The organism is Serratia sp. TSA_130.1 (assembly GCF_052691795.1).
The window spans coordinates 1,001,351-1,026,003 of the sequence record NZ_JBQZFS010000001.1; the positions used below are offsets into that span (position 1 = coordinate 1,001,351).

Below are 24,653 nucleotides of genomic sequence, written 5' to 3' on the forward strand. Positions count from 1 at the left end.
GCCCTCACTTGCCGTTAAAGAGAGCACCATGAGTCAGAGCCATTTCTTCGCCCATCTGTCCCGCCTGAAACTGATCAACCGCTGGCCGCTGATGCGCAACGTGCGCACCGAGAACGTCTCCGAACACAGTCTGCAGGTGGCCTTTGTCGCCCACGCGTTGGCGGTGATCAAGAACCGCAAATTCAACGGCAACCTCAACGCCGACCGCGTTGCGCTGTTGGCGATGTACCATGACGCCAGCGAAGTGATCACCGGCGACATGCCGACGCCGATCAAATACTACAATCCGCAGATCGCCCATGAGTACAAGAAGATCGAAAAGATCGCCCAGCAAAAGCTGCTGGACATGATCCCGGCGGAGCTGCGCAACGATTTTCGCACCATTCTCGATGAGCATTATTACAGCGAAGATGAAAAGCAGGTGGTGAAGCAGGCTGACGCGCTGTGCGCCTACCTGAAATGCCTGGAAGAGCTGTCTGCCGGCAACAACGAATTCACCCTGGCCAAGGCGAGGCTGGATAAAACCCTGGAACAGCGCCGCAGCCCGGAGATGGACTACTTCATGGAAGTGTTCATTCCCAGCTTCAGCCTGTCGCTGGACGAAATCAGCCTCGACAGTTCGCTGTAACCCCGCCGGCGCAGCCTCGCTGCGCCGTTAAAAACCGTAGAGCCACGGCACCACAATCACGCTGACCGCCATCACCAGCAGGGTGAACGGCACGCCGAGACGCACGAAATCGCCGAACTTGTAATTGCCCGGCCCCAGCACCAGCGTGTTGACCGGTGAAGAGACCGGCGTCATAAAGGCGGCGGACGCGGCGATGGCGATAATCATCGCGAACGGGTATGGCGAGACGCCCATTTCGCGCGCGGCGGCGATGGCGATCGGCGCCATCAGCACCGCCGTCGCGGTGTTGGAAATAAACAGCCCGATAGTCGCGCACAAGACGAACAGGCACAGCAGCATCACGCGCGGCCCCGCCCCGCCGGCGACATCCATCAGCCCGCTGACGATCAGACTGACCCCGCCGGTCTTTTGCAGCGCCTGCGCGAACGGCATCATGCCGACGATCAAAATGATGCTCGGCCAATGGATCGATTTATAAGCGCTCTCCATGTCGATACAGCGGAATTTGCCCATCAGCAAACAGGCGATCAGCGCCGCGATCGGGTTGGGGATTTCGTCGGTCAGCATCATCGCCACCATCAACGCCAGGCAAAACAGCGCGTGCGGCGCCTGTGTGATGGCCGGCGCCACTTCGTCCACTTCGGCCGGCAAGTTGAGCACGATAAAGTCATGGGTTTTGGCCTGCAGTTGACGGATCGCCTTCCAGTCGCCGATCACCAGCAAAATGTCGCCCAGCTCCAGCGGCTCGTCCACCAGTTTGCCGCCGAGCGTCTCGCCGTGGCGGCGGATGCCCACCACGTTCAGATCGTAGCGGCTGCGGAACGCCGCTTCGCGCAGGCTTTTGCCCAGCAGCGCCGAGTCAGGGATCAGCGAGACCTCCGCCATGCCGACGTTGCGCGACTGTTCCGAGAAGTAATCGCCGCGCAGCACCATCGGCTCCAGCCGCTGTTCGCCGCAGAATTCGCGCAGATCGATCTGGCTGTCCGACATGTCGATCAAGAGGACGTCGCCCTCGCGCAGCTCGGTGCTGCCGGAGGCGCTGACCATCACCCGCCGAAAGCGTTTCCAGCGTTCGATGCCCACCACGTTGGCGCCGTAGCGCGCACGCAGGTGCAGTTCATCCAGCGAACGCCCAATCAGCGGCGAAGCGCTGCGGACAGCCAGCCGCCGCGCGCGGCCGGTCAGTCTGTAATCGCGGATCAGATCGCGGAAGGTGCGGCGCTGCCAGCCGTCGCCGGCTTTGCCCGTGTCACCGCTGCCCAGCCAACGCCGGGCGATCAGCATGTAGCCGACCCCCAGCGCCAGCACCACCAGGCCGATCGGCGTCACGCTGAAGAAACCGAAACCATGGATGCCTTCGCGCACCAGCTCGCTGTTGACCACCATATTGGGTGGCGTGGCCACCAACGTCATCATGCCGCTGATAAGCCCGGCAAAGCTGAGCGGCATCATCAGCCGCCCCGGCGCGATCTTCATTCTGGCCGTCACGCTGAGCACCACCGGGATAAAGATCGCCACCACGCCGGTCGAGCTCATAAATGCCCCCAGCCCGGCGACCGTCACCATCAGCAGCATCAACATTTTGGTTTCGCTGCTGCCGGCCACTTTCACCAACCAGTCGCCCACCTGATAGGCCACCCCGGTGCGTACCAACCCTTCGCCGATCACGAACAGCGCGGCGATCAGAATCACGTTGGGATCGCTGAACCCGACCGTCGCCTCCTGCAGGCTGAGCGTGCCGCTCAGCACGAAGGCGATGATCACCAACAGCGCCACCACGTCCATGCGCAGCTTGTTGGTGGTAAACAGCACGATGGCAATCAGCAGTAAACTCAGCACCCACAGTAATTCGCTGTTCAAAACGGCCTCATCCGGCAAATGTCCAAGGGCTTAAAAAATAGCATAAAAAAACCCCGCAAAGGCGGGGTCTAATCAATTAGGGTGAAGATAATGCCACTCAGGCCAGTAGGCGAACGATCGCGCCCTGCGCCGTTTTATCAACGGCGATCTGCGCCAGCGAATCCAGCCGCAGGTCAACCTGCTCCAGCTTCGGCGCGTCGGCCGGGGCGTTGACCGCAATCACCTGGCAGCCCGCCGCCAGCCCCGAAAGAATGCCGGCCGGCGCGTCTTCAACCACCACGCACTCGTGCGGCGCCAGCCCCAGACGTTCGGCACCCAGCAGGTAGGCATCGGGCTGAGGCTTGCCGTGTTTAACCTGCTCGGCGGTGATGAACACCGCCGGCTGCGGCAAACCGCCGGCCTGGCGGCGAGCGCCGGCCACCGGCACCGAACCGGAGGTGACGATCGCCCAAGGGATGCCGAGCGCGTTCAGGCGCTCCAACAACGCGATGGCGCCCGGCAGCGCGCGAACGCCTTCGGTATCCTGCGCTTCCACCTGCTCCAGCAGTTGGAACTCGCGCTGAATTTCCGCTTCGCTTTCACCCGGCATAAAGTGGCGCAGAGAAGTAATGGCCTGTTTACCGTGAATGAAGTCCAGCACCGCTTGCGGATCGACGCCGCGACGCTCGGCCCAGTGCGTCCAGGCGCGCTCTACCGCCGGCAGCGAATCCACCAGGGTGCCATCAAGATCGAACAGAAAACCCTTACACTCCACAGAAAACCTCTTTTTAATCAAGCATTGATGATTTGCGCTATCTCAACGGCGCTCAAGTGATACTGGCGCGGGCAGGCCAGCCAGATCGCCAGCATACGCTGGTATTTTTCCCACATTTTGGTCTGGGCGTTGAAACCGTGGCTGCCGGAATCGAAGTGAGTATAGCGCCCCTCGGTGTTGACCAGGAAACGCACATAGCTCAGGTAGCGCGCCTCGGTGGCGGCGTCGAAGCCGAGAAACGCCAGGCGGCGCTCGTCCAGCCCCTGTTTCTCTTTCAGATTGCCCCAGGAAACCTGCAGCGCATGGTGCATCTCCATCACGTTGATGATGGTGCGGCATACCTCTTCGCTCAGTTCACCAAAGTCACGATCCAGCTCGCGCATTTGCAAGCCGAAGCCGCGTTCGACGATGGTTTGCAACCGGCGATAACGATCGCTGTTGTCCGGATCGAGTAGCGTCATCATCTTGTACTGATTCGACAGGATCAGGCGCTGGGCATGGGTCATTTCCATCAGGATTTCCTCATTTCTGTATGATGGCGGGAGCATCGCACAGCGCAAGAACGCAGGAAATCACAACTCGACCGTTCTTTGATTTAAACCGGGGTTATTGGCGCTTTGACGAGAAAGGCCGCATCAGCGCGGCCTTTTTCATTTACAGATCGTCGAGGAAGGTTTTATCCAACTGCTTGAAGGCGCGCTTAAGCAGATCGGCCAACGTCTGATAGGTGGGCGTGCCCTCGAGCGGCGCCACCGCCTGCCCGGCTTCCGTCAGCTTGTTGCGCACCTCATGGAACCATTGCAGCAGCGTCGGCGGCAGCGGCGTAACAGAGCGACGCCCCAGCCACCACAAGCCCTGCATCGGCAGGCTGCAGGCGAACAGCGCGGTGGCGATCGCCGGGCCGAGCTGGCCGCCCAGCGCGATCTGCCAGGTCAGCGTGAAAATCGCCAACGGCGGCATGAAACGGATAGCGAAACGGGTGGCACGCGCAACGCGGTTCTCCGGAAAGACCGGTGCCAGACGTTTGTCTGACGGCCAGGTTTTCATATAATGCTGCCCGCGCTGGAAGACCTGAAACCAGCTTACGGAACCGGACGGTTTGCTCGTCATTGCGTACCTCAACGTCACGTAAAGAAACTAAAAGCGTGCTGCCAGAGCCCATACTAAAAAATTTGAAGCTTTAAATTTATTTTGTGTTTGCACCGGGCTATCGGTATCCTAAGCCGGCCTTGTGGCCGGTAGAAGATGACGTAAATTTTGTCAACTTTTAGCCCTATAAAAATCAAGATTATTTAAACCGCAGAGAAATCATCGGTTTTTCCATCATCCTGTGATTTGTGCACTTCACATGATGTTAATCATAAATGTCATCGGCACTATGCGCTACGCTTGTTGTCTGATTGACGATTAATTCACCACGTGTGTTCGATTTTCTTTTAACAACACGACTATTTAAGTAGGTACTTCCATGTCGAGTAAGCTAGTACTGGTTCTTAACTGCGGCAGTTCTTCTCTGAAATTCGCCATCATCGATGCCGTTAACGGCGACGAATTCCTCTCCGGTTTGGCCGAGTGTTTCCACCTGCCTGAAGCTCGCATCAAGTGGAAAATGGACGGCGCCAAACACGAAGCTGCCCTGGGGGCCGGCGCTGCACACAGCGAAGCGCTGAACTTCATTGTTAATACTATTCTGGCACAAAAACCAGAGCTTTCTGCGCAGCTGACCGCTATCGGCCACCGCATCGTGCACGGCGGCGAGAAGTTCACCGCTTCCGCCGTGATCAACGACGAAGTTCTGCAGGGTATCAAAGATTCCGTGCCGTTTGCACCACTGCACAACCCGGCTCACCTGATCGGCATCGCGGAAGCGCTGAAATCCTTCCCTCACTTGGCTGACAAGAACGTTGCCGTGTTCGACACCGCGTTCCACCAGACCATGCCGGAAGAATCTTACCTGTACGCCCTGCCGTACAGCCTGTACCGCGACCACGGCGTTCGCCGCTACGGCGCACACGGCACCAGCCACTTCTACGTGACTCAAGAAGCCGCGAAGATGCTGAACAAGCCGGTAGAAGAAGTGAACGTGATCACTTGCCACCTGGGCAACGGCGGCTCCGTCACCGCAGTGCGCAACGGCCAGTGCGTTGACACCTCCATGGGTCTGACCCCGCTGGAAGGCCTGGTAATGGGCACCCGCAGCGGTGACATCGATCCGGCTATCATCTTCCACCTGCACGATTCTCTGGGCATGAGCGTTGATCAGATCAACAAGATGCTGACCAAAGAATCCGGCCTGCTGGGCCTGACCGAAGTCACCAGCGACTGCCGTTACGTTGAAGACAACTACGACAGCAAAGCCGACGCCAAACGCGCCATGGACGTGTTCTGCCACCGTCTGGCCAAATACGTCGGCGCCTACAGCGCGCTGATGGAAGGCCGTCTGGACGCGGTGATCTTCACCGGCGGCATCGGCGAGAACGCCGGCATGGTGCGTGAGCTGACCCTGAACAAACTGGGCCTGCTGGGCTTCGAAATCGACCACGACCGCAACATGGCCGCTCGCTTCGGCAAATCCGGCGCCATCACCAAAGACGGCAGCCGCCTGGCGCTGGTGATCCCGACCAACGAAGAGTTGGTCATCGCGCAGGACGCATCCCGCCTGACCGCGTAATGCTCTCAAAACACCGTCAGCCCAGGCTGACGGTGTTGTTTTAGCCTCATGTTAATCGTGAAGAGGACTATTCTGTGTCACGTACTATTATGTTGATCCCCACCGGCACCAGCGTCGGCCTGACCAGCGTCAGCCTGGGTGTCATCCGCTCCATGGAGCAAAAAGGCGTTCGTCTGAGCGTGTTCAAACCTATCGCTCAACCGCGCACCGGCGACAACGCACTCGACCAGACCACCACCATCATCCGCAGCAACTCCACCATTCCGGCGGCCGAACCGCTGCGCATGGACTACGTTGAGGGCCTGCTGAGCTCCAACCAGCAAGACGTGCTGATGGAAGAGATCGTGGCGCGCTACCACGAGAACACCAAAGACGCGGAAGTGGTGCTGATCGAAGGCCTGGTGCCGACCCGCAAGCATCAGTTCGCCAACGCGCTGAACTACGAGATCGCCAAAACCCTGAACGCCGAGATCGTCTTCGTGCTGGCGCTGGGCAACGACTCCCCGGCGCAGCTGAAAGAGCGCATCGAACTGGCGCGCACCAGCTTCGGCGGCAGCAAGAACAAAAACATCACCGGCGTTATCATCAACAAGCTGAACGCGCCGGTCGACGATCAGGGCCGCACCCGTCCTGACCTGTCCGAAATCTTCGACGACTCCACCAAGGCCAGCATCGCCCACGTCGATCCTGCGCAGCTGTTCGCCAACAGCCCGCTGCCGGTTCTGGGCTGCGTGCCGTGGAGCTTCGATCTGATCGCCACCCGCGCCATCGACATGGCTCGCCACCTGAAGGCCCGCGTGGTCAACGAAGGCGACATCATGACCCGCCGCGTGAAGTCCGTGACCTTCTGTGCGCGCAGCATCCCGCACATGCTGGAACACTTCCGCCCTGGCTCCCTGCTGGTGACCTCCGCAGACCGTCCTGACGTACTGGTCTCCGCCTGCCTGGCGGCGATGAACGGCGTGGAAATCGGCGCCATCCTGCTGACCGGCGGCTACGCCATCGACGAGCCGATCAAGAAGCTGTGCGAACGCGCCTTCCAGACCGGCCTGCCGGTGTTCATGGTCGACACCAACACCTGGCAGACCTCGCTGAGCCTGCAGAGCTTCAACCTCGAAGTGCCGGCGGACGACCACCAGCGCATCGAGAAAGTGCAGAACTACGTGGCCAGCCACATCAGCACCGAGTGGATCGATTCGCTGACCGCCACCTCCGAGCGTTCACGCCGCCTGTCTCCACCGGCGTTCCGTTACGAGCTGACCGAGCTGGCGCGTAAAGCCGGCAAGCGCATCGTGCTGCCGGAAGGCGATGAGCCGCGCACCGTGAAAGCGGCGGCCATCTGCGCCGAACGCGGCATCGCGGAATGCGTGCTGCTCGGCAACCCGGACGAGATCCAGCGCGTCGCGGCGGCGCAAGGCGTTGAGCTGGGCAAAGGCATCGAAATCGTCGATCCGGTCGCCGTGCGTGAAAACTACGTGCCGCGTCTGGTTGAGCTGCGTAAGAGCAAGGGCATGACCGAAGTGGTCGCGCGCGAGCAGCTGGAAGACAACGTGGTGCTCGGCACCCTGATGCTGGAACAAGGCGAAGTCGACGGCCTGGTCTCCGGTGCGGTTCACACCACCGCCAACACCATCCGTCCGCCGTTGCAGCTGATCAAAACCGCACCGGGCAGCTCGCTGGTCTCCTCCGTGTTCTTCATGCTGCTGCCTGACCAGGTACTGGTCTACGGCGACTGCGCGATCAACCCGGATCCGACCGCCGAGCAGCTGTCTGAAATCGCCATCCAGTCTGCGGATTCCGCCGCGGCCTTCGGCATCGAGCCGCGCGTTGCGATGATCTCCTACTCCACCGGCAACTCCGGTGCGGGCAGCGACGTAGAGAAAGTGCGCGAAGCGACCCGTCTGGCGCAGGAAAAACGCCCGGATTTGATCATCGACGGCCCGCTGCAGTACGACGCCGCCATCATGGCCGACGTTGCCAAGTCCAAGGCGCCGAACTCACCGGTGGCCGGCCAGGCGACCGTGTTCATCTTCCCGGATTTGAACACCGGCAACACCACCTACAAAGCGGTACAGCGCTCCGCTGACCTGGTTTCCATCGGCCCGATGCTGCAAGGCATGCGCAAGCCGGTGAACGACCTGTCGCGCGGCGCACTGGTTGACGATATCGTCTACACCGTCGCGCTGACGGCGATCCAGTCTTCCCAGGCTGACGCTGCCGCCGCCAAGGCGTAATAAACCGTTAAAAAAAGCCAGTCAGGTAATCCTGACTGGCTTTTTTATGCCTGATATTCTTGGTGATGATGCTGTTTTAGACAATACCCGCCAAATCCGCAGCACCCACCATCATCGCCAGGCGCTGACGCCCCGTGCAGAAAAATCAATGGTAGGCATGATGGGGATTTGGCTGTTCGTGGCATAGAAAAATGCCGAATTCGTAAAGGAATACACCTTCCCGGAAAAATTGATGGTGACGCGGTTGCCCTCGCCGCGGATAGTTGCATCAGCCCGATCCGCCGTCAAAATTGGCGCGCTTTGACTCAGCACGTTGATAGGGTCGCCATCCAGGCTTCCGTTCAAATAGTAACGATACACATCCGTGTCGGTGGCCCCCGCATTCTGGTACTCGGTGACATAGAGCCAAATCTCGTCGGTCAACTGCTTTTTGCTGTAGAGCTTATCGTCATAAGTATCGCGGGTGGCATACCAATACCCCGCAAAGCCAACGACAATAACCAACAAAACCGTCGTCAATAGCCGATGAGCCCATTTAGTAACCATGCCGAGTTGCATAATCAATTCCTTCTCAAGCGTTATACCAATCACCCCGCTTCACACACATTGCTGCCCCAGTCATCTCATTCATCCCTTCTCTGGCTTTATTACTTCGCGCTGGCAATAACCTGCGAAATCTGGCCGTCACTGATTTTCAGCGAGAAACTGCGCTGCCAGAAACGTTTGGAATCTGCATCCTGAGGATCTACGGTACTGATTGCCACGGTATATGGCACATTGCTCTCAAATGCCTTGAACGAGTATGGGATACATTGGCCGGGCGTAATCGTCTCAACGGGCTTCGGCGGTAGAATGGTCCTACGCCAGAGTTCATGCGTTTGGCTACCCAACCGGTGTTCAATAGCGATACTGACCAGACTGACCCTGCCACTCTGTGTTGGGTCGGTTTGCGGTAAAGAGAAACAGAGATCATTTCCCCTCAGCGTAATATCCGCAGTGTAAAAACGTTGCTTTTCAAGCATACAGCCACTGAGCAACATCATCATGATGAGCGTAGAACGGGATAGCGTGATCTCGCCTAGCGTCAGCCTTCTGAACGAGCCTCTTGCTGTTATCATTATTCACTCCATGAATATAACTAATTGTATTTATTATACTATTTTTATTATCTCTTTTTACCTAAGCATTGGCCATCTATTATCCATTAAAAACAAAAAGCCCCCTAAGGGGCTTCTCAGTTGATAACGCGTGAGTCATGACTCAGATACTGGGCAGGAAGCTATGTGCTTTGTCCAGAGCACCAGACCTCATTCGTTACAGCAGTTGTTATTGACTCGAGAACTATTTTTGCAGCAGCTGCCCGGCAGCCTCCAGAATGTGCTCGGCGGTCAGGCCGTACTCCTGCTGTAAAAACGCCTGGGTGCCCACCTGGCCGTAACGCTCCTTCACCCCCACGCGCCGCATCGGCGTCGGACATTCCTCCGCCAATACCTCCGCCACCGCCGACCCCAGCCCGTTATGAATGCTGTGGTTTTCACAGGTGACGATGCGTCCGGTCTTGGCCGCGTAGGTTTTGATCAGTTCACGGTCAATAGGCTTGAGGGTGAACATATCGATCACCGCCGCGCTGACGCCCTGCCGCGCCAGCATCTCCGCCGCCTTCAGCGCCTCCGCCACCATGATGCCGTTGGCGATCAACGTGATATCGTCGCCGTCGCGCAGCAGGTTGCCCTTGCCGATGGTAAAGCGCGAGCCGTCCTGGTAGATGCGCGTCGCCTGCTTGCGGATGGTGCGCACCCAGTAGAAGCCGCGCAGATCCATCAGCTGGCGCAGAATGTCGGCGAACATGGTGGCGTCGGTCACTTCCAGCACCACCGAGTGCGCCAGCCCGCGCACGATGCCCATATCCTCGAACGACATGTGGGTGCCGCCGTTGTGGCAGGCGCTCACCCCGGCGTCGGAAGCGATCACCTTGACGTTGTTGCGCTGATAATCCAGCGACATGAACAGCTGATCGAAACAGCGGCGGCTGGCGAAGGCGGTAAAGGTGTGCACGAACGGCACCCGGCCGGTCAGCGACAGCCCGGCGGCGACGCCGATCACGTTAGCCTCCATGATGCCGCAGTTAATCACGTGCTGCGGGTGATCCTTATGCACGCCGTCCATCGCCATGGAGCTCATCAGATCCGCCTCCAGCGCGATGATCGGCGCGCCCGCTTCAATCTGCCGCCGCACCGCGCCGGCATAGACTTTGCGCATTTCGACGGCGTCGTTTTCCAACTGCGTCACTACGTTAAACATGGGCGGCCTCCAGTTCGGCGATGGCTTTTTCAATCTCCTGCTGCACGTCCGGCGTCAGGCGCAGGTGGTGTGAGTTCGACAGGTTTTCCAAATAGGTCACCCCCTGTCCCTTGATGCTGTCGAGCACGATCGCCAGCGGCCGCTGTTCTCCGCCGCGCGCCGGCCTCACCGCCGCCAGCAGCGCCGCAATGTCGTCGCCCTTGATGGTCTGCACCTCAAAGCCGAAAGCGCGGAACTTGGCGGCCAGATCGAACGGTTGGATCACCTCGTCCAGCGCGCCGTCCAGCTGCTGTTTGTTGTAATCGATAAACAGCGTCAGGTTGTTCAGATTGTGGTGGGCGATAAACTGGAACGCCTCCCAGCACTGCCCTTCGTTCAGTTCACCGTCGCCGAGGATGCTGAACACCCGATTGCGGCGCCCCGCCAGCCGATGGGACAGCGCCATGCCGGCGGCGATCGACACACCCTGCCCCAGCGAGCCGGTAGTGGCGTCCACGCCGCGCGTGCGCAGCCGGTCCGGATGGCTCGGCAGGCGCGTGCCGTTCTGATTGAGAGTTTGCAACTCCGCCAGCGGGAAGTAGCCCTTGATCGCCAGCGTGCTGTACAGCGCCGGGCCGGCGTGCCCCTTCGACAGCACGAAGTCATCGCGCTCCGGCCAGTCCGGATCCGCCGGATCGATGCGCATCACGCCGCCGTACAATACCGCCAGCGTCTCGACCACCGACATACAGCCGCCGTAGTGGCCAAACCCCAGCCCGGTCAACGCCTTCAATGTTTCCAGGCGGATGGCGCGCGCCAGGGCGCGCAGCTCTTCAATTTCCATTTCGCTCGTTGTGTCGTTCATCACTCTGCCCTCGTTATTTCTCGACGCGGTCAGCGGCCGGCGCGCCTTTGCGTTTTCCCAGGAAGTTATGCGCCACCAGCAGCGCAAACACGGCGACAATCGCCAGCATGATCATCTCCTTCGACATAAAGCGCGCCATGTTGCCCAGCAGGATGCCGATCGCGCCGAAGTCGGCGTCGGAGAAGGTGGTGTTGGCAAAGCCCAGCGCCCCCAGTACCGGCAACAGCAGCACCGGCAGGAAGGTGATCAGCAGACCATTGGCGAAAGCGCCCAGCATCGCACCGCGCCGCCCGCCGGTGGCGTTGCCGAACACCCCGGCGGTAGCGCCGGTGAAGAAATGCGGCACTACGCCGGGCAGGATCAACACCATCTTCAGTTGCCCCAGCAGGAACAGCCCGGCCAACCCGCCGAGGAAGCTGAACAGGAAGCCGATCAGCACCGCGTTGGGGGCATAGGGGTAAACCACCGGGCAATCCAGCGCCGGCCGCGCGTTAGGCACCAGTTTTTCCGAGAAGCCGGTGAACGCCGGCACGATCTCTGCCAGAATCAAGCGCACGCCCTGCAGGATAATGAATACCCCGGCGGCGAAGGTGATAGCCTGGATAATCGAATACACCAGGTAGTTCTGGCCGCCGCTGAGCTCGCTTTCCACATAGGCCCGCCCGGCGCAGATCGCCAGGATCAGGTAGATGACAATCATGGTCATCGAGATCGAAATGGAGCTGTCGCGCAGGAAACTGAGGTTTTTCGGCAGGTTCATCTCTTCGGTCGAGCGCGAGTTTTTCCCCACTCTCGAGCCGATCCAACCGGACAGCACATAGCCCAGGGTGCCGAAGTGGCCGAAGGCGATATCGTCGTTGCCGGTGATGCGGCGCATATAGCGTTGGGCGATCGCCGGGAAGAACGCCATCACCAGCCCCAGGGTCAGCGCGCCGGTGAACACCAGCTGTACGCCCTCGAAGCCCGCCACCGTCAGGATGATGCCGATCATGCAGGCCATGTAGAAGGTGTGGTGGCCGGTGAGGAAGATGTATTTCAATCGGGTAAAGCGCGCCACCACGATATTCGCCACCATGCCGAACGCCATGATCAGCGCGGTGGAAGCACCGTATTTCTCCAACGCGATGGAGACGATGGCTTCGTTATTCGGAATGATGCCCTGAATATTAAACGCGTGTTCGAACATGCCGCCCAGCGGATTGAGCGACCCGACCAATACCGTGGCGCCGCCGCCCAAAACGATAAAGCCGAGAATGGTTTTTACCGTGCCTTTCACCACGTCGGAAAATGATTTCTTTTGCGCCAGCAAACCGATCAGCGCAATAAGCCCGACCAGTACCGAAGGCACCTTTAATATATCCACCACAAACTTAAGCGTTTCCTGGATAAACATATCCACCTCGCCAATCGTTTTATTCAGATGATTGAGTGAGCTTCGAAGTAAGCGCGCAGCTTGGCTTCCAGCTCATTAATGTCGATGATGTTGCTGATCACCACCAGCTGCTCGGCCGGTACGCTGGCGCTGTCGGCGATGTCTTTCGCCATCACGAACACGTCGGCGGCGCCGGGAGTGGCGGACGACAGATCGGAGTGTTCGACCTCGGCCTCCACCCCCATCTTTTTCAGCACCTTTTTAATGTTCATTTCCACCATAAAGCTACTGCCGAGGCCTGAACCGCAAATCGCCATGATTTTCATGATATCCACCTGTTGAATTTAGCGTGTAGGGTAGCGCCGCCGGGAATATTCCCGGCGTTATGGGCATTAATAATGTTCCTGGTGATTAAACGTTAATAGCGGGCGATAATATCCTCAATTTGCCGTTTATCTGTGGCGTGAAATAACGCCTCCATCGCCGTGTTATCGGAAAATAATTCCGCCAACTGCGAAATCATTTCAATATGACTGTTGCCGTCGGGTGCGGAAAGCATCACCACCACCTGAACCGGATCGTTATCCGCAGAATGAAAATTCACGCCCTGGTGGATCTTCAACAGCGACAGCCCCAGCGCGTTGGCGCCCTGCTCCGGCCGCGCGTGCGGCATGGCGATGCCCGGCGCCAGGACGAAGTAGGGGCCAAGCTGCTCCTGCTGATGAAAGATGGCCGTCAGGTAATTCGGCGTAATCACGCCGCGTTGCAGCAGCGGTTGCGCGCTCAGCGTTACCGCCTGGCGCCAGTCCTCCACCCGTTCGCACAGCTGTATATGATCGGCGGTCAGCCATTCTTTCAGCACGTTACCCTCCCAAGCGTTGATGGTTTCGGCCGGTGATTAATTCACCGACGACGGTAAAACTTTAATCAACCCCTCTCGGCTGCACAGTGATTGGCATCACAAAGATAGCGCTACCAAAGCGCTATCATGCAGAACTGTGATAGCGCTATCAAAACACCATGCCGCGGCGCGGCGTTAACCACAATTTTTTCTCGCTCTTCCGGGTTACGGGGTAGAATGTGCCGCATACTGGGATCGTCGAAGCCGCGCCGTCGGCTTCCCACCATCACAATCTTTATGCGCCGCGCGCGCATTTCAGTCGGGATTAGGCATGTCGATCGGTAAAAAACGCCGCAGCACAGGCAGGGTGACGTTGGCTGACGTAGCGCAACTGGCGGGCGTCGGCACCATGACGGTGTCGCGCGCGCTGCGCACGCCGGAACAGGTTTCGGACAAACTGCGCGAGAAGATAGACGCGGCGGTAAACGAGCTGGGCTATCTGCCCAACCTGGCCGCCAGCTCGCTGGCCTCGGCCTCGTCCTACACCATCGCCATGGTGGTGCCCAGCCTGTCCGAATCCGGCTGCGCCGAGATGTTCGCCGGCCTGCAGAAAGTGCTGCAGCCCGCCGGCTATCACATCATGCTGGCGGAGTCGCAGCACCACCTGGAACGCGAGGAGAAACTGCTGGAGACGCTGCTCTCTTACAACCTGGCGGCGGCGGTGCTGCTCAGCGTCGAGCATTCGCAAAATGCCCGCAACGCGTTGATCGCCGCCAACATTCCGGTGGTGGAGATCGGCGCCGTACGCGCCGATCCGATCGACATGAGCATCGGCATCGATTACGTGGCGGCCATGTATCAGCTGACGCAAACGGTGATCGCCAGCGGTTACCAGAATATCGGGCTGCTGTGCGCCAATCAGGAGCAGTGGATTTTCCAGCAGCACCTGCAGGGCTGGCACAAGGCGCTGCTGCGCAACCATATGTCGCCGCATCGGGTCATCAACGCCGCGCAGCCCGCCAGCTTTAGCACCGGCGCGCAGCAGCTGCCGGAATTCTTGCTGGCCTGGCCGGAGCTGGACGCGCTGGTGTGCGCGTCGGACGAACTGGCGGGCGGCGTACTGTATGAATGCCAGCGGCGGCGCATCAAGGTGCCGGATAATCTGGCGGTGGTGGGCTTCGGCAATAGCGAGTTCAGCCGGGTGTGCCAGCCGCCGCTGACCACCATGACCATTCCGCATCGCGATATCGGCATTCAGGCCGGCCAGGCGCTGCTGGCGCGGCTGAACGAGCATCCCTGGCAGCCGCCAGGCTCCCTGCCCGCCACGCTGTGCCGCCGCGACAGCTGCTGAATCCGCCCGTAAAAAAAGCCGGTCGATGACCGGCTTTTCCATGCGCAGGCGGCTCAGTGATTGTCGAGCGGCTTGCCGTAATCCTGTTCATTGTTGCGCGTCAGCCACAGCGACAGCGCCTTCAGCGAATCCGGGGTAAACTCGTCGCAGCGGGCGGTGATCTCTTCCGGCGTCAGCCAGCACACCTCGGCCACTTCTTCTTCCTGCAGCGCGAACGGCCCGTGCGATACGCAGCTGAACAGCGCCCCCCACACCCGGCACTGCTCTTCCTCGAAGTAGAACAGACCGTGCTCGGCGAAAGGCACGCCGGCGATGCCCAGCTCCTCTTCCGCCTCGCGGCGCGCCGAATCCAGCACGTTTTCACCGCTTTGCACTACGCCGCCCGCCGTCGCGTCCAGCCAGCCCGGGTAGAAGTCCTTGATCTCGGTGCGACGCTGCACCAGAATTTTTCCCATCCCATCATGCACCACAATATAGGTAGCACGATGACGCAGCCGCTCCGCCCGCATCTGTTGACGACTGGATTGAGCAATCACCTCGTTTTGCTCGTCGACGATATCAACCCACTCGGTATCTGCAGCCTGACCCTGTTCCGCCATCCTCTAAAACCTTCTATTTTGGCGCGATGCAATCCCGCGCGCTGGTTAATCAATGAGTGTTTTTCAAAGATTTTTATTGTGTGTGTATAAATTAGTGCGTTTAGCGTGTTAACGCCACCTCCGCGACGACCTTGCCGTCGTCGAGCGTCAGCACGCGCAAAGTGCCGCTTTCCAACATGCCGTAGCTGGCGGGAAAGCCCCCTTTCGGGATGCTGACCGAGCCCGGATTGAAGCAATAGATCTCACCCTGCCGCTCCGCCTGCGGCAGATGCGTATGGCCATAGGCCAAGACGTCACCGCAGGATAACGGCGGCAGTGCCGAGGGATGATAAAGGTGACCGTGGGTCAAAAACAATCGTCTTTTTTGCAGTAAAACCTGTTGCCAGGGCGCCTCGATGGGAAACGTCAGCAGCATCTGATCGACCTCGCTGTCGCAATTGCCGCGAACGGCGATGATCTTGTCGCTATAGCGATTCAATCGTTCGGCAACCTGAGCGGGCTGATACCCGGCGGGCAGCGCGTTGCGCGGGCCGTGATTCAGCAAATCACCCAGAAGAATCAACCAGTCGGCGCCGTGTTGTGCGAACAATTCCAGCACGCGTTCGGTAGCCGGCAGCGAACCGTGGATATCCGAGGCGAACATCAGCTTCATAACCTTGTCCTATAGAGGGAAATAAGCGCCATTTTACCGCGCCGGCGCCGTGCGGCAAACCGCCGCCCGCCCCGGTGGAGAATTGTGATCCAACTGCGCAGATAGCATCGGACGAATCCCACATAGCCTGCTATCCTTAGCTGCTATTGTTGGATCTCTGATATACCTTTGTGCGCGGCGAAGACCGCAGCAACGTGTAATGAATTACAGATCACCTTACCGCAGGAGGCAACATGATTGACCTGTATTACGCGCCTACTCCCAATGGTCACAAGATCACCTTGTTTTTGGAAGAGGTCGGCTTACCCTACCGTATCCATCGCGTAAACATCAGCGCCGGCGAGCAGTTCAAGCCGGACTTTCTGAGCATTTCTCCCAACAACAAAATCCCGGCGATCGTCGATCAGCAACCGGTGGACGGCGGCGCGCCGATCAGCCTGTTCGAATCCGGGGAAATCCTGCTGTATCTGGCGGAGAAGACCGGCAAGCTGCTGAGCAAGGGCCTGCGCGAACGCGCCGCTACCCTGCAGTGGCTGTTCTGGCAAGTGGCCGGATTCGGGCCGATGCTCGGGCAGAATCACCACTTTAACCACTACGCGCCGCAGCCGGTGCCTTACGCCATCGAGCGTTACCATCTGGAGACCAAGCGGCTGTACGGCGTGCTGGAAGCTGAACTGCAAAAACACCCGTACCTGGGCGGCGATAACTACAGCATCGCCGATATCGCCACCTACCCGTGGGTCGTGTCGCATCCGCGCCAGCGCATCGATCTGGCGGATTACCCGGCGGTGCGCAACTGGTTCGAGCGCATCAGCAATCGCCCGGCGACCGAGCGCGCCTACAAACTGGCCGAACAAGCCTAAGTTCCCCCCGACTCCCCGTCGGCCGGGGAGTCACATTGTCCCTGCGTTATCATTTCCCTACTTTCCGTGTATTCTGAACGCTAATAATCAGACCTATGGAGAATCTCTGATGTCTTTCAGTCAACCCGACGCCGTTATTCGCATTAAAAATCTGCGGCTGCGCACGTTCATCGGTATCAAGGAAGAGGAAATCAACAACCGACAGGACGTCCTGATCAACGTGGTGATCCACTACCCGGCGGACAAGGCGCGCAACAGCGAAGATATCGCCGATGCGCTCAACTACCGCACCATCACCAAAGCGATCATCCGCCATGTGGAAGATAACCGTTTCGCGTTGCTGGAAAAATTAACGCAGGATGTGCTCGATATCGTAAAAGAACACGCCTGGGTGACCTATGCTGAAGTGGAGATAGATAAACTTCTGGCCCTGCGCTACGCCGACTCGGTTTCCATGACCATGAGCTACCGCCGGGACTAATTCAGGGAGGTCGACCATGCGGATCCTGATCACCGGCGCAACGGGATTGATAGGCAGCAGCCTGACGGCAAGACTGCTGGCGCTTTCTCACCACATTACGGTGCTGACCCGAGACGAACGGCGAGCCCGAGCCCGGCTGGGCGACCGGCCGAGCTATTGGCGAACGCTGGACGACCGGCAATCGCTGGATGAATTTGACGCGGTGATCAACCTGGCCGGCGAACCTATCGCCGACAAGCGCTGGAGCGTGCAGCAGAAAGAGCGGCTGTGCCGCAGCCGCTGGGATCTGACCGAACGCTTGGCGAAGCTGATCAAGGCCGGCAGCACGCCCCCCGGCGTGCTGATTTCCGGTTCCGCCGTCGGCTACTACGGCGATCAGGGGCAGGCGGTGGTGACCGAAGAGGAGCCGCCGCACGACGAATTCACCCACCAGCTGTGTCAACGCTGGGAAGCGCTGGCGCTGCAGGCGCAAAGCGACGCCACCCGCGTCTGCCTGCTGCGCACCGGCGTGGTGCTGGCGCCACAGGGCGGCGCGCTGGCCAAAATGCTGCCGCCGTTCCGCTTCGGGCTCGGCGGCCCGATCGGCGACGGTCGCCAATACCTGCCGTGGATCCACCTCGAAGACATGGTCAACGGCATTATTTATCTGCTGGATCACGCCACCCTGAGCGGCCCGTTCAACATGGTCGCTCCCTACCCGGTGCACAACGAGCAATTCGCCGCCCAATTGGCCAACGTGCTCGATCGCCCGGCGTTTCTGCGGGTGCCGGCGTTCGTCATGCGGCTGTTGATGGGGGAAGCGGCGGTGCTGGTGCTCGGCGGCCAGCGGGCGGTGCCGAAGCGCCTGGAAGAGGCCGGTTTCCACTTCCGTTATCTGGAGCTGGAACAGGCATTGGATGACGTTGTCAATCAGCGGGCCGAAGCCCGCTGATCTGAGGTTACTTCAACGCGCCGGACAGGAACTGCTGCAGGCGCGGGCTTTTGGGATTGCCGAACAGCTCGGCCGGCGGGCCCTGCTCTTCGATCAACCCTTTGTGCAGGAAGATCACGTGGTTCGAAACGTGGCGCGCAAATTCCATTTCGTGCGTCACCACCACCATGGTTTTTCCCTCCTCCGCCAGCTTCTGCATGATGCGCAGCACCTCGCCCACCAACTCGGGATCCAGCGCCGACGTCGGTTCGTCAAACAGTAGCACTTCCGGCTCCATCGCCAATGCGCGGGCAATGGAGACGCGCTGCTGCTGGCCGCCCGACAGGTGCACCGGGTACTTGCCGCGCGCCCGCTCGTCGATGCCCACTTTATCCAGGTAGCGCACCGCGCGCTCGTGCGCGTCGGCCTTGCTCAGCCCCAGCACCTGCACCGGCGCCTCCATCACGTTCTCCAGCACCGTCATATGGCTCCACAGGTTAAAATGCTGGAACACCATGGTCAGGCGGGTACGCAGCAGCTGCAGCTGCTTCTTGTCGAATACCTTCAGCTGGCCGTCCTTGTCGCGCACCATGCGAATATCTTCGTTGTTCAGGCTGATCGAGCCTTCGCTCGGCTTCTCGAGGAAGTTGATGCAGCGCAGAAAGGTACTTTTGCCGGAGCCGGAGGAGCCGATGATGCTGATCACATCCCCGGCGTTGGCCGCCAGCGAGACGCCCTTCAGCACCTCGTGATCGCCATAGCGTTTGTGCAGTTCCGTGACGGCTAATTTATTCTCAGACATGGTTTTTCTTCCCGTCATTTATCAGTGACTAACGTGTGCCATCCAGCGTTTTTCAGCTTTGCGGAACAGGCTGATTAACACGTAGGAGATGATCAGGTACAACACCGCCGCAATGCCGAAAGCGTAAAACGGCTGATAGGTCGCGGCATTGATGTCGCGCGCAATCTTCAGCAGATCCGGCACGGTGGCGGTAAACGCCAGCGCGGTGGAGTGCAGCATCAGGATCACTTCGTTGCTGTAGGCCGGCAGCGCGGTGCGCAGCGCCGAAGGCAAAATGATGCAGCGATACATCTTGAAGCGCGAGAAACCGTAGGCGTTGGCGGCCTCGATTTCACCGTGCGGCACCGAGCGGATCGCCCCGGCGAAGATCTCGGTGGTATACGCGCAGGTGTTGAGCGTCAGCGCCAGGATGGTGCAGTTGAGCCCGCTGCGGAAAAACGCGTTGAGAAACTCGCTGCCGCGCACGATTTCCAGGCTGTACATGCCGGAGTAGAACACCAGCAACTGCACGTACAGCGGCGTGCCGCGAAACACGTAGGTGTAGAGCCACACCGGGAAACGCACCCAGCGCAGGGAAGAGACGCGCGCCACCGCCATCGGGATCGCCAGCAACCCGCCCATCACCACGGAGGCGATCAGCAGCCACAGCGTGACCGCCACGCCGGTGAAACGGTAGCCATCGCTCCACAGCAGCGACTGCCAATACTGTTGCAAAATCTCGATCATAGCTCGGCCCTCTTGACGCCCAGTGAGTAACGCCGTTCAAGCCACAACAGCACGCCGTTGGAAACGGTAGTGAAAATCAGGTAAACCACGCCGGCTACGATGGCGAAGAAGAACGGCTGATAGGTGCCTTTCCCCGCCAACTGCGTGGCTTTCACCACGTCGTTCAGGCCAAGGATAGACACCAGCGCCGTTGCCTTCAGGATCACCTGCCAGTTGTTGCCGATGCCCGGCAAGGCGAAGCGCATCATCGCCGGGAACAAAATGCGCCGAAAGATCTGCGCGCCGCTGAAGCCGTAGGCCGTCGCCGCCTCAATCTGCCCTTTCGGCACCGCCAAGTAGGCGCCGCGGAAGGTTTCGGTAAAGTACGCGCCGTAAATAAAGCCGAGGGTAATGATGCCGGCGCCGAGCGGGTCAATATCGATCTGCGAGAAACCGAGCAGCGTGGTGATGTTGTTCAAGGCGATTTGCAGGCCATAAAAAATCAGCAGCATCAGCACCAGATCGGGCACGCCGCGGATCAGCGTGGTGTAAGCGCCGAACAGGCCGGAAATAAGGGGGTTGTGGGAGAGTTTGCCGCCGGCGCCGATCAACCCGATCACCACCGCCAACAATACGGAACTGAGGGCCAACTCCAGCGTCACCAGAGCCCCCTCGAAAATCAGTTGGGAATAGCCTTGCAGCATCTACTTCACCCTGTCGTCTAGGATCCGAACCATCGGAGCCGGCGCACCGGCCCCGCAGTCACAGCATGGAACGGTTAGCGGATTAGCCGCCGTAGACGTCGAAGTCGAAGTACTTTTTCGCGTATTTATCGTAGGTGCCGTCTTTGCGCATCTCGGCGAAGGCTTTGTCCAGCGCCGCTTTCAGCTCGGTATCGGTTTTGCGCAGCCCCATGCCGGTGCCGACGCCAAAGAATTTGTCATCCTTCACCGATTCGCCGGCGAACGCATAGTCTTTGCCCGGCGGCTGTTTCAGGAAGCCATCGCTGCCCGCCACTTCATCCTGGAAGGCGGCGTCGATACGCCCGGAGGCCAGATCGGCGTAGACCAGATCCTGGTTCTGATAAGGCACCACGGTGACGCCCTTCGGCTGCCACATGGCGTTGGCGTAGGCTTCCTGGGTCGTGCCCTGCAGCACGCCCACGCTCTTGCCTTTCAACGCATCCACGGTAGGCAACAGCTTAGACCCCTTCGGCGCGATCAGGCGGGCGTTGGCGGCATACAGCTTGTCGGTAAAGGCGATTTCCTGCTGGCGTTTTTCGGTGATGGACAGCGAAGAGATGATAGCGTCGATCTTTTTCGCCTTGAGGGATGGGATCAGCGCGTCAAAGTCGCTCTCCACGAAGGTGCATTGGGTATTTATGCGTTTGCACAGCTCTTTGGCCAAATCGATATCGAAGCCGACCAGCTCGCCTTTGGCGTTTTTGGATTCAAACGGCGCATAAGTCGGATCGGTGCCAATCTTCAATGTCGATGGGATAGCGGCGAATGCGCTGTTTGCGGCCGCCAAAGCCAAGACTAAAGGAAGAACCTTAACCAGCTTTTTCATAAATTACCCTCAAATTGATTTTTTTGATGCCACTACGGGCATTACTTTTCCCCACCAAATCAATTTGCAGTAATCGTGCCACATTAGGTGCTACGGGCGGAGGGAACGGCTCCGGCCTTCACAATACTGTTTCCTGGGACGATAACCGCAAAATTAAATCGGCCGCTCGGGGCCGCGCCACTGGCAGCCGCGACAGGACGGCGCCATGAAACAGTGAACGTGATGAAGTGGGATCATTATGGTGCATGCGCAGCCCTAATTCAGTGCGGTGTTGCACAAATGTACCAATTTGGGGATGAAAATGTTAATCAGCACCCTGCCAACGGGTGAACAGATCGGCCGGCAATTCGATATCAAACTGATCGATCACCCGATTGACGGTCTGATCGATGATGTCTTCCACGCTTTTCGGCTGGTGATAAAACGCCGGCACCGGGGGCATGATCACCGCGCCCATTTCCACCGCCTGCGTCATCAGCCGCAGGTGCCCAAGGTGCAACGGCGTTTCACGCACGCACAATACCAGGCGGCGGCGTTCTTTCAGCACCACGTCGGCGGCGCGGGTCAGCAGCCCGTCGCTGTAGCTGTTGACGATGGCGGACAGCGTTTTGACTGAACAAGGCAAAATCGCCATGCCCAGGGTTTTGAAGGAACCGGAAGAGATGGCGGCGGCGATATCGCGCGCATCGTGAACCACATCGGCCAGCGCCTGCACTTCACGCAGACTGTACGGCGTTTCCAGCGCCAGCGTCTGCCTTGCAGCGTTGCTCATCACCAGATGGGTTTCCACCTCTGCGACGTCGCGCAAGACCTGCAACAGGCGCACGCCGTAGATCGCGCCGCTGGCGCCGGAAATGCCGATGATGAGTCGTTTCATGAAGAATGGCCTCTGCCGTAAAAAGTAAAAAATAAGATCAGGCAGACTTTGCCGCAATGGCGAGGGATAAGCAAGTTCACAGGAGCAAGGCGCACCGCCGCAGACGCGGCGATGCCCCCTGATGGATCAACGCAGGCGGTTAGCCTTCGTTATGCAGTTCCAGATTTTCCGCTTCGGTTTGTCCCCGCAGCGCCTTGGCGTCGTCGTTGCGCAGCGACTCCAGGTATTCCAGATAGCTTTGATCGACGTCTTTGGTCACGTAGATGCCGTTGAATACCGAGCATTCGAACTGGGTGATGTCCGGGTTTTCTTCACGCACCGCTTCGATCAGATCGTCGAGGTCCTGGAAGATCAGCCCATCGGCGCCGATGATTTGGCGGATTTCATCCACTTCGCGCCCGTGGGCGATCAGTTCGTTGGCGCTCGGCATGTCGATGCCGTAGACGTTAGGGAAACGCACTTCCGGCGCGGCGGAAGCCAGGTACACGCGCTTGGCGCCCGCTTCGCGCGCCATCTCGACGATCTGCTCTGAGGTCGTGCCGCGCACGATGGAATCATCCACCAGCAGCACGTTCTTGTCGCGGAACTCGGCGCGGTTGGCGTTCAGCTTGCGGCGCACCGACTGACGACGCGCCTGCTGGCCCGGCATGATGAAGGTGCGGCCGACGTAGCGGTTCTTCACAAAGCCCTGGCGGTAGGGTTTGTCGAGAATGCGCGCGATCTCCAACGCGATGTCGCAGGAGGTTTCCGGAATCGGGATCACCACGTCGATGTCCAGATCTTCCCATTCGCGGGCAATCTTCTCGCCCAGCTTCTGGCCCATGCGTACGCGGGCGCTGTAGACCGAGATCTTGTCCATAAAGGAGTCCGGGCGCGCGAAATAGACGTATTCGAACAGGCACGGATTGGTTTTCGGATTCTCTGCGCACTGGCGGGTGAACAGCTGGCCTTTGGTGGTGATGTACACCGCTTCGCCCGGCGCCACGTCGCGCAGGAATTCAAAGCCCAGGGTATCCAGCGCCACGCTCTCGGAAGCCACCATATACTCGCTGCGGCCATCTTCCAGCGTGCGTTTGCCGATCACCAGCGGACGAATGCCGTACGGGTCGCGGAACGCCAGCAGGCCGTGGCCGATAATCATCGCCACGCAGGCGTAAGCGCCACGCAGTTGCTGATGCATGGCGGCAACCGCGGTAAAGATGTTGTCGGCCTCCAGCGGATAATGCGGGAAGCGATCCAGCTCGCTGGCCAGCACGTTCAGCAGGATTTCCGAGTCGGAGGTGGTGTTGACATGGCGGCGGCCGCTTTCGAACAGCTTTTGGCGCAGCTCATGGGCATTGGTCAGGTTGCCGTTGTGGGCCAGCGTAATGCCGAACGGCGAGTTGACGTAGAAAGGCTGGGCCTCAGAGGCGCTCGAGCTGCCGGCCGTCGGGTAACGCACATGGCCAATGCCCATGTTGCCCTGCAAGCGTTGCATATGGCGCGCCTCAAATACATCCTTCACCAGGCCGTTGGCTTTACGCAAACGGAACCCGTTGTGGGCGTCAATGGTGACGATGCCTGCGGCATCCTGGCCACGGTGCTGAAGCACCGTCAGCGCATCATAAATCGACTGGTTTACCGGCATAAAACCGGCGATACCGACAATACCGCACATGTTGTCTTTTCCTCATCAGCGCTACCGCCCCGGCAATTGGGTCGGCAAGAAACTCGACGTGCTCTGCAGGTAGTCAAAGAACCACCTGATGACGTAACTGAACTGGGGAATCAGCTGCGACTGTTTCCAGTCGGCACTTTGTGAAAAGCCGGTAAAGGTATCCAGGAAGAACAGGATCGCCGCAACGATCAACACGCCGCGCAATGCGCCGAAGCAGATGCCCAGCACCCTGTCGGTGCCCGACAGCCCGGTTTTCTCTACCAGTGAGCTAATCACATAGTTAACAATAGCCCCTACGATCAGGGTCGCGATGAACAAAATCGCGATCGCGATGCCGTTTCGCACCAGTTCATCTTCAAAACGAGTGAAATAGACCGCAAGGTAAGAGTAGAAATGGCTGGCAACAAAAAACGCACATCCCCATGTCACAAGTGACAATGCTTCGCGAACAAACCCTCGGATCAGGCTCACCAGAGCCGAAAATCCAATCACCGCTATAATGACGTAATCAATCCAGACCATGAACTATTCCAATGATGAATCGCCCCTGCATCCAATTCGCGGCGAATTCTAACAGAAAAAGAAAACGTTTGCGTAGGGGATTTCCTACCACGTTACAAATAAAAAGCGGCGATTAAAAAATTCCCAATCGCCGCGCCTACATAGGTGATTTCGCCTGTAA

The 24,653-nt window shown here is 59.1% G+C and carries 27 protein-coding genes; 7 read left to right on the forward strand and 20 right to left on the reverse strand.

The genetic code is table 11. The annotated features are described in order from the left end of the window. Positions 1-28: 28 nt before the first annotated feature. The gene (gene yfbR / locus ACUTQY_RS04605) at positions 29-628 is read left to right on the forward strand and encodes a 5'-deoxynucleotidase (protein WP_015378582.1); all 600 of its coding nucleotides are present in this window, start codon (positions 29-31) and stop codon (positions 626-628) included. Between the two features lie 27 nt (positions 629-655). Here the strand turns inward: yfbR and ACUTQY_RS04610 are convergent, their stop codons facing one another. The 4 genes from ACUTQY_RS04610 to yfbV all read right to left on the reverse strand — a co-directional run bounded on the left by ACUTQY_RS04610 (position 656) and on the right by yfbV (position 4,352). Continuing rightward, complete coding sequence (locus tag ACUTQY_RS04610; RefSeq protein WP_033643862.1) at positions 656-2,488, reverse strand: SLC13 family permease; 1,833 nt, start codon at positions 2,486-2,488, stop codon at positions 656-658. Between the two features lie 97 nt (positions 2,489-2,585). After that, positions 2,586-3,242 carry a sugar phosphatase gene (locus ACUTQY_RS04615; protein WP_033643863.1) on the reverse strand — a complete coding sequence of 219 codons (657 nt, stop codon included), beginning with the start codon at positions 3,240-3,242 and terminating at the stop codon, positions 2,586-2,588. A gap of 17 nt (positions 3,243-3,259) precedes the next feature. Next, positions 3,260-3,754 carry a YfbU family protein gene (locus ACUTQY_RS04620; RefSeq protein WP_033643864.1) on the reverse strand — a complete coding sequence of 165 codons (495 nt, stop codon included), beginning with the start codon at positions 3,752-3,754 and terminating at the stop codon, positions 3,260-3,262. A gap of 142 nt (positions 3,755-3,896) precedes the next feature. Beyond that, positions 3,897-4,352: a terminus macrodomain insulation protein YfbV gene (gene yfbV, locus ACUTQY_RS04625; RefSeq protein ID WP_004936061.1), complete on the reverse strand. Its 456-nt coding sequence runs from the start codon at positions 4,350-4,352 to the stop codon at positions 3,897-3,899. Between the two features lie 358 nt (positions 4,353-4,710). Here yfbV and ackA point away from each other — a divergent pair, with 358 nt between their 5' ends. Continuing rightward, positions 4,711-5,913: an acetate kinase gene (ackA, locus tag ACUTQY_RS04630; protein WP_004936063.1), complete on the forward strand. Its 1,203-nt coding sequence runs from the start codon at positions 4,711-4,713 to the stop codon at positions 5,911-5,913. 74 nt (positions 5,914-5,987) lie between these two features. After that, entirely contained in the window at positions 5,988-8,147 is a 2,160-nt protein-coding gene (gene pta, locus ACUTQY_RS04635) for a phosphate acetyltransferase (protein ID WP_004936066.1), read from the forward strand. Positions 8,148-8,258: 111 nt separating this feature from the next. Here pta and ACUTQY_RS04640 read toward each other — a convergent pair whose 3' ends face one another. The 7 genes from ACUTQY_RS04640 to ACUTQY_RS04670 form a co-directional block, all read right to left on the reverse strand. Then, positions 8,259-8,705, reverse strand: a complete 447-nt coding sequence (locus ACUTQY_RS04640; RefSeq protein ID WP_046687549.1) for a hypothetical protein — start codon at positions 8,703-8,705, stop codon at positions 8,259-8,261. Positions 8,706-8,794: 89 nt separating this feature from the next. Beyond that, positions 8,795-9,265: a putative T6SS immunity periplasmic lipoprotein gene (locus tag ACUTQY_RS04645; protein WP_229597901.1), complete on the reverse strand. Its 471-nt coding sequence runs from the start codon at positions 9,263-9,265 to the stop codon at positions 8,795-8,797. A 223-nt stretch (positions 9,266-9,488) separates the two neighbouring features. After that, positions 9,489-10,448: a transketolase family protein gene (locus ACUTQY_RS04650; RefSeq protein ID WP_042785104.1), complete on the reverse strand. Its 960-nt coding sequence runs from the start codon at positions 10,446-10,448 to the stop codon at positions 9,489-9,491. Next, positions 10,441-11,292, reverse strand: coding sequence for a transketolase (locus tag ACUTQY_RS04655; RefSeq protein ID WP_180336639.1), 852 nt, complete (start codon positions 11,290-11,292; stop codon positions 10,441-10,443). Before ACUTQY_RS04655 ends, ACUTQY_RS04650 begins: the two co-directional genes overlap by 8 nt. A 13-nt stretch (positions 11,293-11,305) precedes the next feature. Then, complete coding sequence (locus ACUTQY_RS04660) at positions 11,306-12,685, reverse strand: PTS ascorbate transporter subunit IIC (protein WP_046687550.1); 1,380 nt, start codon at positions 12,683-12,685, stop codon at positions 11,306-11,308. A gap of 23 nt (positions 12,686-12,708) precedes the next feature. Further along, complete coding sequence (locus tag ACUTQY_RS04665; protein ID WP_025303676.1) at positions 12,709-12,990, reverse strand: PTS sugar transporter subunit IIB; 282 nt, start codon at positions 12,988-12,990, stop codon at positions 12,709-12,711. A 92-nt stretch (positions 12,991-13,082) separates the two neighbouring features. After that, positions 13,083-13,526, reverse strand: coding sequence for a PTS sugar transporter subunit IIA (locus tag ACUTQY_RS04670; protein ID WP_033643869.1), 444 nt, complete (start codon positions 13,524-13,526; stop codon positions 13,083-13,085). A gap of 310 nt (positions 13,527-13,836) precedes the next feature. On the opposite strand from ACUTQY_RS04670, the gene ACUTQY_RS04675 reads away from it, so the two are divergent. Then, positions 13,837-14,856, forward strand: coding sequence for a LacI family DNA-binding transcriptional regulator (locus ACUTQY_RS04675; protein ID WP_033651947.1), 1,020 nt, complete (start codon positions 13,837-13,839; stop codon positions 14,854-14,856). A 53-nt stretch (positions 14,857-14,909) separates the two neighbouring features. Here ACUTQY_RS04675 and yfcD read toward each other — a convergent pair whose 3' ends face one another. Together yfcD and yfcE are read right to left on the reverse strand one after the other, a co-directional pair. Beyond that, a complete protein-coding gene (yfcD, locus tag ACUTQY_RS04680; RefSeq protein ID WP_004936086.1) occupies positions 14,910-15,455 on the reverse strand; it encodes an NUDIX hydrolase YfcD in 546 nt (181 codons plus the stop codon). 100 nt (positions 15,456-15,555) lie between these two features. Continuing rightward, entirely contained in the window at positions 15,556-16,107 is a 552-nt protein-coding gene (yfcE, locus tag ACUTQY_RS04685) for a phosphodiesterase (RefSeq protein WP_033643871.1), read from the reverse strand. Positions 16,108-16,340: 233 nt separating this feature from the next. Here yfcE and yfcG point away from each other — a divergent pair, with 233 nt between their 5' ends. The 3 genes from yfcG (at position 16,341) to ACUTQY_RS04700 (ending at position 18,382) form a co-directional block, all read left to right on the forward strand. Then, positions 16,341-16,970, forward strand: a complete 630-nt coding sequence (yfcG, locus tag ACUTQY_RS04690) for a GSH-dependent disulfide bond oxidoreductase (RefSeq protein ID WP_016926886.1) — start codon at positions 16,341-16,343, stop codon at positions 16,968-16,970. Between the two features lie 109 nt (positions 16,971-17,079). Next, positions 17,080-17,451 (forward strand): dihydroneopterin triphosphate 2'-epimerase, encoded by a 372-nt coding sequence (folX, locus tag ACUTQY_RS04695; protein WP_025303682.1) that lies wholly within the window; start codon positions 17,080-17,082, stop codon positions 17,449-17,451. 16 nt (positions 17,452-17,467) lie between these two features. Further along, positions 17,468-18,382, forward strand: a complete 915-nt coding sequence (locus ACUTQY_RS04700) for a TIGR01777 family oxidoreductase (RefSeq protein ID WP_046687552.1) — start codon at positions 17,468-17,470, stop codon at positions 18,380-18,382. 7 nt (positions 18,383-18,389) lie between these two features. Here the strand turns inward: ACUTQY_RS04700 and hisP are convergent, their stop codons facing one another. The 7 genes from hisP to cvpA form a co-directional block, all read right to left on the reverse strand. Then, complete coding sequence (gene hisP / locus ACUTQY_RS04705) at positions 18,390-19,163, reverse strand: histidine ABC transporter ATP-binding protein HisP (RefSeq protein WP_004936098.1); 774 nt, start codon at positions 19,161-19,163, stop codon at positions 18,390-18,392. Positions 19,164-19,184: 21 nt separating this feature from the next. Continuing rightward, on the reverse strand, positions 19,185-19,889 hold the full coding sequence (locus tag ACUTQY_RS04710) for an ABC transporter permease (RefSeq protein WP_033643875.1): 705 nt from the start codon (positions 19,887-19,889) through the stop codon (positions 19,185-19,187). Beyond that, positions 19,886-20,572, reverse strand: a complete 687-nt coding sequence (locus ACUTQY_RS04715; RefSeq protein ID WP_033635345.1) for a histidine ABC transporter permease HisQ — start codon at positions 20,570-20,572, stop codon at positions 19,886-19,888. The genes ACUTQY_RS04710 and ACUTQY_RS04715 overlap by 4 nt, the downstream gene beginning before the upstream one ends. 82 nt (positions 20,573-20,654) lie before the next feature. Further along, on the reverse strand, positions 20,655-21,437 hold the full coding sequence (gene hisJ, locus ACUTQY_RS04720; RefSeq protein ID WP_033643876.1) for a histidine ABC transporter substrate-binding protein HisJ: 783 nt from the start codon (positions 21,435-21,437) through the stop codon (positions 20,655-20,657). Between the two features lie 304 nt (positions 21,438-21,741). Next, a complete protein-coding gene (locus tag ACUTQY_RS04725; RefSeq protein ID WP_046687553.1) occupies positions 21,742-22,314 on the reverse strand; it encodes a UbiX family flavin prenyltransferase in 573 nt (190 codons plus the stop codon). A 139-nt stretch (positions 22,315-22,453) separates the two neighbouring features. Continuing rightward, complete coding sequence (gene purF / locus ACUTQY_RS04730) at positions 22,454-23,971, reverse strand: amidophosphoribosyltransferase (RefSeq protein ID WP_033632500.1); 1,518 nt, start codon at positions 23,969-23,971, stop codon at positions 22,454-22,456. A 21-nt stretch (positions 23,972-23,992) separates the two neighbouring features. Continuing rightward, positions 23,993-24,493, reverse strand: coding sequence for a colicin V production protein (cvpA, locus tag ACUTQY_RS04735; protein ID WP_004936119.1), 501 nt, complete (start codon positions 24,491-24,493; stop codon positions 23,993-23,995). Positions 24,494-24,653: the final 160 nt, after the last annotated feature.